Source organism: Paenibacillus sinopodophylli, assembly GCF_005930355.1.
Classification (GTDB): domain Bacteria; phylum Bacillota; class Bacilli; order Paenibacillales; family Paenibacillaceae; genus Pristimantibacillus; species Pristimantibacillus sinopodophylli.
Genome location: NZ_VDBO01000017.1, coordinates 61,095 through 71,201, shown reverse-complemented (window position 1 = coordinate 71,201; position 10,107 = coordinate 61,095). Strand labels below are relative to the sequence as shown.

Genomic DNA, 10,107 nt, shown 5'->3' with positions numbered 1-10,107 from the left:
ACGGGAGCAACGGGCACAGCAGGAGCAACTGGCGGAACAGGAGCCACTGGGGTTACAGGTGCAACAGGAGCAGGAGTAACCGGGGCAACGGGAGCAACGGGCACAGCAGGAGCGACTGGCGGAACAGGAGCCACTGGGGTTACAGGTACGACAGGAGCAACAGGCACAGCGGGAGCGACTGGGGTTACAGGTACGACAGGAGCAACGGGTACAGCGGGAGCGACTGGGGTAACAGGTGCGACGGGAGCAACGGGTACAGCGGGAGCGACTGGGGTTACAGGTACGACAGGAGCAACAGGCACAGCGGGAGCGACAGGAGCAACGGGTACAGAAGGAGTAACAGGAGCAACAGGTACAGCGGGAGCGACTGGGGTTACAGGTACGACAGGAGCAACAGGTACAGCGGGAGCGACTGGAGTAACAGGTACGACTGGAGTAACAGGTACGACAGGAGTAACAGGTACGACAGGAGTAACAGGTACGACAGGAGTAACAGGTACAGCGGGAGCGACTGGAGTAACAGGTGCGACAGGAGCAACGGGTACAGCGGGAGCGACTGGGGTTACAGGTACGACAGGAGCAACGGGTACAGCAGGAGCGACTGGGGTTACAGGTGCGACGGGAGCAACGGGTACAGAAGGAGTAACAGGAGCAACAGGTACAGCGGGAGCGACTGGAGTAACAGGTGCGACAGGAGCAACAGGTACAGAAGGAGCGACTGGGGTTACAGGTACGACAGGAGCAACAGGCACAGCGGGAGCGACAGGAGCAACAGGTACAGCGGGAGTGACTGGGGTTACAGGTACGACAGGAGCAACGGGTACATCGGGAGCGACTGGGGTTACAGGTGCGACAGGAGCAACGGGTACAGAAGGAGCGACTGGGGTTACAGGTACGACAGGAGCAACGGGTACAGCGGGAGCGACTGGGGTTACAGGTGCGACGGGAGCAACGGGTACAGCGGGAGCGACTGGGGTTACAGGTGCTACGGGAGCAACAGGAGCGACTGGGGTTACAGGTACGACAGGAGCAACCGGCGCTACGGGTACTTCTCTTACTGAAAATTCAGCATTTGCTGCGAATACGACGGGAGGAATTATCGCTGTCGTTCTTGGCGGAACGAACGTACCGCTTCCAAGTTCGCAGAACTTAGGTACGGGTATTACCGTGAATGGTGCTAATGATGTCTTTACAGTTGCAACTGCTGGAAGATACTTCATCAGCTATCAAGTCAATACAACTGCTGCACTGCTAGTCAGCACGCGACTGCTTATCAACGGTGTGGCAAATACAGCTTCGACCGTTGCACCTGTTTTAAGTTTATCGACCTTTAATAACGATGTCGTTGTAACACTGACTGCAGGAAGCACGATTACGCTGCAATTATTCGGGCTGTTAGGTGCGGCTACGCTTCTTTCGGGCAGCGCTGGTGCAGCTTTAACAATCATTCGCTTGAGCTAATATCTGTAGTAACAGGACGGCGGCACGGGAATATGATGAATCATTGCAATTAACCCGCGGGAGTGTGGTTTTATTGATTTCAATCAGCCTGTGCCTCATCGTCAAAAATGAAGAAGACACACTTGGGCGATGTCTCTCATCCATGAAAGATATCGCCGATGAAATTATTATTGTAGATACTGGTTCTACCGACTCTACGAAGCTGGTTGCGAGCGGGTTCACTGATCGTATTGAGCATTTTACATGGATAAACGATTTTGCGGCAGCTCGCAACTATGCTTTTTCTTTGGCAACTAAATCTCATATTATGTGGTTGGATGCAGATGACGTTCTGAAGGATTCAGATCGTAAAAAGTTAAAGGCACTAAAAAAGAAGCTGAATCCTACCGTTGATTCTGTCTCAATGGAATATCATTTGGCGTTTGATGAGTTCGGCAATGTTACTTCCAAGCTGAGGCGCAACCGCATTGTGAAGCGGGAGCGGGCTTTCCAATGGATTGGTCCTGTTCATGAATATTTGGAGGTGTACGGTGACATTTTCCATAGTGACGTCGCCGTAACCCATAGCAGTATCCATCATGACAGTGATCGAAATATTAATATTTATGAGCAGCGATTGGCTAAGGGGGAGATTTTCTCTCCGCGCGATTTATTCTACTATGCCAACGAGCTTAAAGATCACGGAAGATACGAGGCAGCTGTAAGATACTATGATAAGTTTCTGGCAACGGGAAAAGGCTGGATTGAGGATAACGTTTCCGCCTGCAGCAGACTGGCCGATTGTTATGGCGAGCTAAATGAGTCGAGAAACATGCTGGATTCTATTCTCCGGTCATTTCATTATGATAAGCCGCGCTCAGAATTTTGCTGTCGGCTCGGCTATCATTTCCTCCAACAGAATGAGCACAAGCTCGCTGTTTACTGGTATAAACTGGCACTAAGTGCCGAGAAGCCAGAACAGAACTGGGGCTTTGAGAATTTAGCTTGCTCGACCTGGCTACCTCATCTCCAGTTGTGTGTATGCTTTGATCGGATGGGTGAGCATGAGAAGGCTTATGAGCACAATGAGCAAGCAGCACAATTTAGGCCTGCGGACGAGCGGATTTTGGCGAACCGCGCCTATTTGAGTAATCGTTTGGGAAAAATAACGAACGAAAAGGTTTCAAAGTAAGCTTCCATTGAACAAATCAGGTGTCTGAAAAGCAATCTTCCTTCAATGAGCTGTTGAAGGAGGATTGCTTTTTTGTTGACAGCATACATAATTAGATGTATATTAAATTTTATAAAATTAAATTATATACAATTCAATTAAATGGTTCTGCTGACATTGGCAAAGTTGAATAGAACCGATTCAATTGGGAAATAAGAATTCAGAATGCTTTTTGTACCTGTAAGCTTAAATTTTGCAGGAGGGCTATGGAACAAGCTCTCGCTGTGAACAAATACAATAATGGAGGAATTTATTATGCAAAAATTATACACGGCAACAGCAACTGCAACAGGCGGAAGAGACGGTAAGATCGTATCAAGCGACAATCTATTGCAAGTGGATGTAAGAGCACCGAAGGAACTGGGAGGTCAAGGGGGTGCTACAAATCCGGAGCAGTTGTTCGCAGGCGGATATGCAGCCTGCTTCGAGAGCGCTATTAATGTTGTAAGCCGAATGAAAAAGATAAAGGTGGAGAAAACGGAAGTAACGGCTCACGTGACGATAGGGAAGACGGATGATGGCAATTTTCAGCTAGAGGCAAAGCTTGATATTTCGATTATTGGTGTTGAGCCTGAGGTAGCGAAGGAATTGGCTGAGGCGGCGCATCAAGTATGTCCTTATTCGAGAGCCACTCGCGGCAATATGAATGTTGAGCTTAATGTTCTGTAAGACGGACTGCAGCTGAATCAAATAGCTACAAAAAAATCCGGAGAAAGCTCTCCGGATTTTTTGCTGCTGATTTAGGATGGAGAGAATACGGAAGTTTTACCGGATAACGCAATTGACTTCTGGACAAGCACGGACATGGCATCGACGCAGTTTTTGGCAACGTCGCTTTGAATAGGAATACAGGACAGCTCTGTACAGGCAATGATGACGCATTGGCACCCATCATGATCGAGCAGATGCTGTATGATCCCTTCGAATTCAGAGGGCTCGACGGGCAAGTTGCGCTTCACTTTATTGTATATAATGTCCATGACATGTTCTTGTACAGTATCATCTGGCTCGTGAAGCAGCAGGTTGTATGGTTCGCAGCCCTTGCGATATACGCCGCTGCTGACCGTACCATTGGTTGCGAGTATGCCTACCTTACAGTGAGCACCGAACCTCTTGTGGATTTCCCTAAGCGTCTCGTCCACCATATTAATGATGTTGACGCTTGTCATCTGCTGCATGTCGTTATAGAAATAATGTGACGTGTTGCAAGGAATGGCAATATTGGATACGCCTGCGGATTCAAGCAGCTTCAAATCCTTAGCAACTTCTTTAAGAAAGATTTCGCCCTTGTTGCCGAGTATTACACCGGTTCGATCAGGCAATGTAGCATGATTCAGGATGACCATATCAATATGGTCCTGGTCTTTTTCTGCTGCAGTGTGCTCGATGATCATATCGAAAAAGACGGATGTTGCCTTCGGTCCCATCCCGCCTATGACGCCTAAGCTTTTAGCTTCCATTGTTCAACCTACTTTTAATGAAGTGTGTAACGGATAATCATTAGCCACCGACAATCATAGCATGGCTTCCCATTTCGTAATAGCTGTTAATAATCCGGTGCGTATCATAGACGTTTATTGGTTATTACACCGTCATCTCGCTTTTAATTTAATTTCACGTACAATTTCCGCCTCGTTAAATGGAATCTCGGTTTTTCCGATAATTTGGGTTGTTTCATGACCCTTGCCGGCAATAAGTATGACATCGCCTTTTTGACTAATGTTAATGGCAAAAGCGATAGCGTCTCTGCGGTCGATGACGGTCTCATATGCTCCATTGCATGCTTCCATGCCTTGAGCAATTTCAGAGATAATAAGATTGTTATCCTGCATCTTCGGATTATCTGAGGTAATGACTGAGAAGTCAGCAAAGGAAGCAGCAACCTGTGCCATAGCAAGGCGTTTCTCAGTGCCGGAGTCCCCATCCGAAGCATAGACCCCGAATACGAGTATGATTCTACCCGGGGCAAAAGGTCTGATCGTCGTCAAAGCCTTCTCCAGGCTATCCTCGGTATGTGCGAAGTCGACTATAATTTTGCTGTCTTCATCCTGATAGACGACTTCTAATCGGCCCTTAATACCTTTCACTGCAGCAATGCCGCCTGCGATCTGTTGAAGACTGAACTGGTTGGCATACGCAGTTGCGATGGCAGCTAAGCTGTTATACACATAGATCGTACCGGGCAGATTCACCTGTATGGCTATGCTGCCTTTAGGGGTAGTGGCCGTATAAATGGTATGATCTGCAAAATAATGAATGTCCGTCGCTTGAATATCAGCTTCCTGCTCTATGCCGTAGGTGAGCAGCTTGGTTGCTTTTCCGTGCAGGCGATCGATAAGGATACGGCCATACGGATCATCGGCGTTAATGATGTTATAGTCCGTTGTCATCTCAAACAGCAGCGCTTTGGCTTCGAAATATTCCTCCATCGTATGATGCAGCTCAAGGTGATCCGGTGTTAGATTTGTGAATATACCCGTATTAAAGCTAGAGTAAGCTACTCGGCTCAAATTAAGCGCATGCGAGGAAACCTCCATGACGCAGTGCTTCACATCGGATTGTGTCATCTCTGCAAAGATTTGTTGAAGGTTTAGTGATTCAGGCGTCGTGTTTTTGTTCTGGAATTGCTTATTCCCAATAACCGTGCCGATTGTACCGATAATTCCTAGCGAGTTGCCCGTTTGCTCGAATATGGATTGAAGAAAATAAGTAGTCGACGTTTTCCCGTTTGTTCCTGTAATGCCCAGCAGATTCATCTGTTCCGTAGGGCGGCCATAGAAATTGGCAGCTATTCGTGCGAGCGCCTTCCGCGTGTCCGCAACCTGAAGCACCGTTACGTCTGCAGCGACGGGAACTTCTTTCTCTAGAATAATCGTTGTTGCGCCTAGTGCAATGGCTTTGTCTATATAAAGGTGACCATCTACTGAAAAGCCAGAAACCGCTACAAATACGCTGTCTGCTGAGCATTCTCGGGAGTCATAGGCAACGGCAGCGGCTTCTCTATGCAGAACACCTTTCACGAGCGTGTATTCCAAATCTGTAAGCAAGGCAGTCAATAACATACATTCAGCTCCATTCTAGTCACCTGTTTCCTATTCGTTCGGTTATGTGGATCAACGTATATTTTGAATCCGTGTTGTAGGTATTCCTAATGGAATAATGATCAGTAACCATATGTACACCGTGGATAACCGGCCAACGAATTATGCTTAACACGATATGACAATGACAACCGAAACAGCTGTTTTATCATTCGCAAAAAGCATATCGCGACATCCTAATTTATATGTGGTTTTAAGTCATTTTACTTCATACATACTTATAATACAAATGGATTTATCCTCATAAACAGTGGATGAATTAACGATTTAGGCACCCCTGAGGGCCACTGAAAAGGCAAGAGCAGGCACATGAAATGTACCTGCTCTGCTTGTATCGGTATAGGGTATGGCTTACTGCATTTGGTTGATTTGCGAAGAGTTTGTGTTAAACCTGTTAGGGATAGAAAATAATGATAGCTAGAAGGATTGTTTGGCAAAGGAATAGAAGGCTTGCTCCGGCTCAGTCAATACGATGTTTTTACGTAACACAAAGCCATTACTTCGCCTGATCTGGAGGCCGGCAACGGGCCTTGTAATCAGTTCCCCGTTCGATATGCTCTTGTTAACAGCATAGTAGGGCAGGAAAGCCAGAGTCTTGCTGCGTTTGATCTCTTCTTTGATTTTCTCAAGGTTCTCCATCGGGATGATTTCTAACGGAAGTTGATTCCGATGGAGCGCTTTGGTAATGGCATCTTGCATGTACTCATTCTTAGGAACAAGCAGCCTCTGGTGACTTAAATCCCTTAGATAGAGCATCTTGCGTTTGCTCCATGGATGTTCCGGTGATGCCACAAGAAGGAGTTCTTCGGTGAATAATGACTCGCTCTCATAGCCATAGTGTACATAATCATCAGCAGGGCTTAGTGGCATAACCGCAAGGTTTGTTTTCTTTTGCTGCAGCTTCATATGTATTTCGATAGAATCGACGACCTGCACCTGCAATGTCTTCTCGGGATACATTTCGACAAATCGCTTAATCAGCCCTGACAATAAGTAGGTATTTAACTCCTTGCAAACGTATATAGGAAAGGCTGGCTGCGTTTCGTTTTGAAGCTCGGATGCGGCTTCTTGATAGAGGGACATGATTCTCTGGGCATAATCGTATAGGACTTTACCTTTATTTGTTAGAACGACGCTTTTGCCGGATCTATGAAACAAGGCTGTACCATACTGGCTTTCTAACTGTTGAATATGATTGCTGACCGTAGGCTGGGATGTATAAAGCCGTTTGGCTGTTTCTGTGAATGAACGACATTCAACGAGCGTCAAAAAGGTTTGCAGCTTATCGGCAGAACTCATTTGGCATACACTCCGCTATAAAAAAGTAATTAGGTTAAGTATATCTTACATGATTATGATTATCAATATCAATAAATAACTATGATTATGTAACTACTCCCTAAGTTCCTGTCAGAGGATTTCCAAATATTGATTGATTTTAGTAGTGATAAAGAACTATAATTTGGAATAAATAGCTTCATTTTGTCGAAAAATGCCCGAAAATTGTCTACGTTCGTCGACAAGTTTTTACAAACTCCTTATTTCGCGGAGAGTATAATAGAAGCATTACCACATGAGTGCTAGATAAGGAGCGTGCCCCGAAGCGAGCTATGGACAAAAAACACTTGCTTAAACAATTGCAGTCGCTGCGGCTAAAGCTTCATGAAATAGCCGAAGCGCGCGGCAGCTTGACAGATCCGGATGTTCTAGCAATTAGCGAAGAGGCCGATCAGCTTATTGTTGCGTTACAGTATATACAAAGAGATGAGCTAACCCATATTACGATACGCCGTGATGGACTGTAGAATTTATTTTTTTTCACGTAGGCGGCGAAAGAACTGCTTTAGCAATAATGCACATTCAGGCTGCAGAATACCACTGGTGAGCTCCGTTTCATGGTTGAAACGGGGCTCTTGTAGTAAATTCATAAGTGTTCCTGCACATCCAGCCTTCGGATCAGTGGTACCGTATACGACACGCTTGACTCGGGATTGGACAATGGCACCAGCGCACATTGGACAAGGCTCTAACGTGACATATAATGTACAATCCAGCAATCTCCATGCGCCGATGCGTTCGCAGGCGTCACGGATAGCTACCATTTCGGCATGAGCGGTTGGATCGAACTGTGTCTCGCGCAAATTGTAGCCTCTCCCGATAATTTCGTTATTTCTAACAATAACCGCTCCGATAGGAACCTCTCCAATCTGCTCGGCTTTTTTGGCTTCTTCAATAGCTGCTTGCATCCAATGTTGGTCTTCTAGTTCTCTTATCATGGAGTAAAGCTCCTTTACAAAATAATCATTATACAACGAACAAATATTCTGTTGTTAACATGTGGTGGATAACATTGTGGATAACTTCGTTAATATGCACAGAAGTACCCACATTTTATTAAGGCATGTGTACAATAACTGTTAGTAATGTGTATAAGTTGTTAATAAACTCGTTTTTGTTCAAAAGGATGTGTCATTATTGTCGATTAAGATGAAGTTCTCTGTCTTGATTACACTTATCTTATTTACCTTTTTCATCATACACCACATTTTAAGCGAGTACTCGATGGTGACGAGTATGAGAGAGCAAGCACGCCAATCTATGCAAGAAACGTCTATGCATATTGCTGAATCCTTTTCGGCATATGAGCAGAGGCCTGGGATCGGAGCATGGATGCACTCATATGACTCTACAGGTCTCGAACATATAATTGAAATGGTGAGAACAATAAATCCAAATATAAAGGAAATAACCGTATTTGAGCAAGATACATTATCCATTCTCTATGGAAATTACACCTATGTGGATGCGAGAGGCGATCAATCCATTATAGCCAAAGTGAAGGAGAGTGGATTCGAGCTGAGAAAGATGGTCATCAACGGTAAAGCCTATTATAGAAGCTTTTACGATACGAAACCAAGAGGCAGCTACATGATTAGCGTTGTCTATGATGGCGAGAGTATTATACAGCTGATCAATCAGAAGCGAAATGATACGTTTATGTATGTGGGGATTATGATGGTGCTCGTTTTTATTATCAGCTACTGGCTTGTTGGTGTCATGATCAGACCACTGAAGGATATATTATGGAAGGTCAATGAGGTATCCTCCGCGCGGTTTCAACAGCCGATTCGTATTAAACGGAAGGATGAGTTTGGCCTGCTAGCGCTCAAGGTCAATGCGATGTCGCAAAATTTAAGTATTTATATGAACAAGCTACGTAGGGCATTTGAAGAGAATCGGCGCATGAAGGAGCATTTGGAATCATTTATTAACCATACGAGTGATGCTATTCATCTCACTGATCTCGACGGCAAGGTCATACAGGTCAATCGGGCATTTGAGCTGCTTTTTGGCTACGAGGAAGAGGAAGCGATAGGGCTTGTGCATCCAATCCTGCCAATTTCGCATGAAACTGAGAAGAGACAAATGCTGAATCAGATATTATCAGGAAAAGTACTGCCTGCACAGGAAACGATGCGTATGACCAAGCTGGGAGAGCTTATTCCCGTTAGCGTGACGATCTCCCCTATTCGCGACTCCGACGGTACGATCCGCGCATTCGCCAGCATATCAAGGGATATGAGAAGCCGCAACAAAATGGAAGAGCTGCTGCGCAGATCGGAGAAGCTGACAACAGTGGGGCAGCTTGCAGCTGGCGTAGCACATGAAATACGTAATCCGCTGACGACGCTTCGTGGGTTTCTGCAGCTGCAGCAGGAGAGTAAGAAGCTGGCGCTCTCGCATGTAGCGTTGATGCTCTCTGAACTCGACCGAATCAATTTAATTGTTGGGGAGTTTCTCATATTGGCCAAGCCGCAGGCGACCCGATTTGTGACCAAAGATTTGCGGGATGTGCTGGAGGATGTGATCGCTTTGATGAACAGCGAGGCGCTGCTTCACAATATTGAGTTTCGCGTGTCGTTGACGGAAGAAAGATGCCTTATCTCGTGCGAGGAGAATCAACTGAAGCAGGTATTTATTAACCTAATCAAGAATGCGATTGAAGCAATGCCTAGCGGGGGCAAGATTCATATCTACATTACCCATAAGCGGGAGTATATTGCGATAGCGATTACAGATGAAGGCATGGGTATACCAGAGGAAATGATCTCGAAGATCGGCGATCCTTTTTTCACAGGCAAAGAGACGGGAACGGGACTCGGAATTATGGTTACCCAGCGTATTATTAACAGCCACCGCGGAACAATGGAAATCAAAAGCCAGGTTAATGTCGGAACGACGATAAATTTAATGCTTCCCGCTTTGAAAGAAGTAAGAGAGAGCGGTATACTGGAAGCATGAGTAAAGAAACGGGCTGTGTATCGGCAGCAGGAG

9 protein-coding genes are annotated in these 10,107 nt (G+C 45.8%); 5 read left to right on the top strand and 4 right to left on the bottom strand.

Annotated features, from left to right (window positions below; all coding sequences use genetic code 11):
* The 3 genes from FGT79_RS32325 to FGT79_RS28020 all read left to right on the top strand — a co-directional run.
* Nucleotides 1-1,461, top strand: a 1,461-nt coding sequence (locus FGT79_RS32325) for a BclA C-terminal domain-containing protein (RefSeq protein ID WP_171056487.1), incomplete at its 5' end; no start/stop codon positions are given.
* 73 nt (nucleotides 1,462-1,534) lie between these two features.
* Entirely contained in the window at nucleotides 1,535-2,632 is a 1,098-nt protein-coding gene (locus FGT79_RS28025) for a tetratricopeptide repeat-containing glycosyltransferase family 2 protein (protein ID WP_138756140.1), read from the top strand.
* Nucleotides 2,633-2,926: 294 nt separating this feature from the next.
* Nucleotides 2,927-3,340: an organic hydroperoxide resistance protein gene (locus tag FGT79_RS28020; RefSeq protein ID WP_138756139.1), complete on the top strand. Its 414-nt coding sequence runs from the start codon at nucleotides 2,927-2,929 to the stop codon at nucleotides 3,338-3,340.
* 71 nt (nucleotides 3,341-3,411) lie between these two features.
* On the opposite strand, the gene FGT79_RS28015 is transcribed toward FGT79_RS28020, so the two are convergent.
* The 3 genes from FGT79_RS28015 to FGT79_RS28005 form a co-directional block, all read right to left on the bottom strand.
* Entirely contained in the window at nucleotides 3,412-4,131 is a 720-nt protein-coding gene (locus FGT79_RS28015) for an aspartate/glutamate racemase family protein (protein ID WP_138756138.1), read from the bottom strand.
* 132 nt (nucleotides 4,132-4,263) lie between these two features.
* Nucleotides 4,264-5,733 (bottom strand): UDP-N-acetylmuramoyl-L-alanyl-D-glutamate--2,6-diaminopimelate ligase, encoded by a 1,470-nt coding sequence (locus tag FGT79_RS28010; protein WP_138756137.1) that lies wholly within the window; start codon nucleotides 5,731-5,733, stop codon nucleotides 4,264-4,266.
* 456 nt (nucleotides 5,734-6,189) lie between these two features.
* Nucleotides 6,190-7,071: a LysR family transcriptional regulator gene (locus tag FGT79_RS28005; protein ID WP_138756136.1), complete on the bottom strand. Its 882-nt coding sequence runs from the start codon at nucleotides 7,069-7,071 to the stop codon at nucleotides 6,190-6,192.
* A gap of 311 nt (nucleotides 7,072-7,382) precedes the next feature.
* On the opposite strand from FGT79_RS28005, the gene FGT79_RS28000 reads away from it, so the two are divergent.
* Nucleotides 7,383-7,577 carry an aspartyl-phosphate phosphatase Spo0E family protein gene (locus tag FGT79_RS28000; RefSeq protein WP_138756135.1) on the top strand — a complete coding sequence of 65 codons (195 nt, stop codon included), beginning with the start codon at nucleotides 7,383-7,385 and terminating at the stop codon, nucleotides 7,575-7,577.
* A 3-nt stretch (nucleotides 7,578-7,580) separates the two neighbouring features.
* Here the strand turns inward: FGT79_RS28000 and tadA are convergent, their stop codons facing one another.
* Entirely contained in the window at nucleotides 7,581-8,048 is a 468-nt protein-coding gene (gene tadA, locus FGT79_RS27995) for a tRNA adenosine(34) deaminase TadA (RefSeq protein WP_138756134.1), read from the bottom strand.
* Between the two features lie 199 nt (nucleotides 8,049-8,247).
* On the opposite strand from tadA, the gene FGT79_RS27990 reads away from it, so the two are divergent.
* Nucleotides 8,248-10,074: an ATP-binding protein gene (locus FGT79_RS27990; RefSeq protein WP_246096664.1), complete on the top strand. Its 1,827-nt coding sequence runs from the start codon at nucleotides 8,248-8,250 to the stop codon at nucleotides 10,072-10,074.
* The last annotated feature ends 33 nt before the right edge of the window (nucleotides 10,075-10,107 follow it).

Excerpts from the sequence above, each read along its gene's own strand:
- FGT79_RS28015 (WP_138756138.1), bottom strand. The coding sequence starts at position 4,131 with ATGGAAGCTAAAAGCTTAGGCGTCATAGGCGGGATGGGACCGAAGGCA.
- FGT79_RS28020 (WP_138756139.1), top strand. The coding sequence starts at position 2,927 with ATGCAAAAATTATACACGGCAACAGCAACTGCAACAGGCGGAAGAGAC.
- FGT79_RS28005 (WP_138756136.1), bottom strand. The coding sequence starts at position 7,071 with ATGAGTTCTGCCGATAAGCTGCAAACCTTTTTGACGCTCGTTGAATGT.
- FGT79_RS28010 (WP_138756137.1), bottom strand. The coding sequence starts at position 5,733 with ATGTTATTGACTGCCTTGCTTACAGATTTGGAATACACGCTCGTGAAA.
- FGT79_RS28000 (WP_138756135.1), top strand. The coding sequence starts at position 7,383 with ATGGACAAAAAACACTTGCTTAAACAATTGCAGTCGCTGCGGCTAAAG.
- tadA (WP_138756134.1), bottom strand. The coding sequence starts at position 8,048 with ATGATAAGAGAACTAGAAGACCAACATTGGATGCAAGCAGCTATTGAA.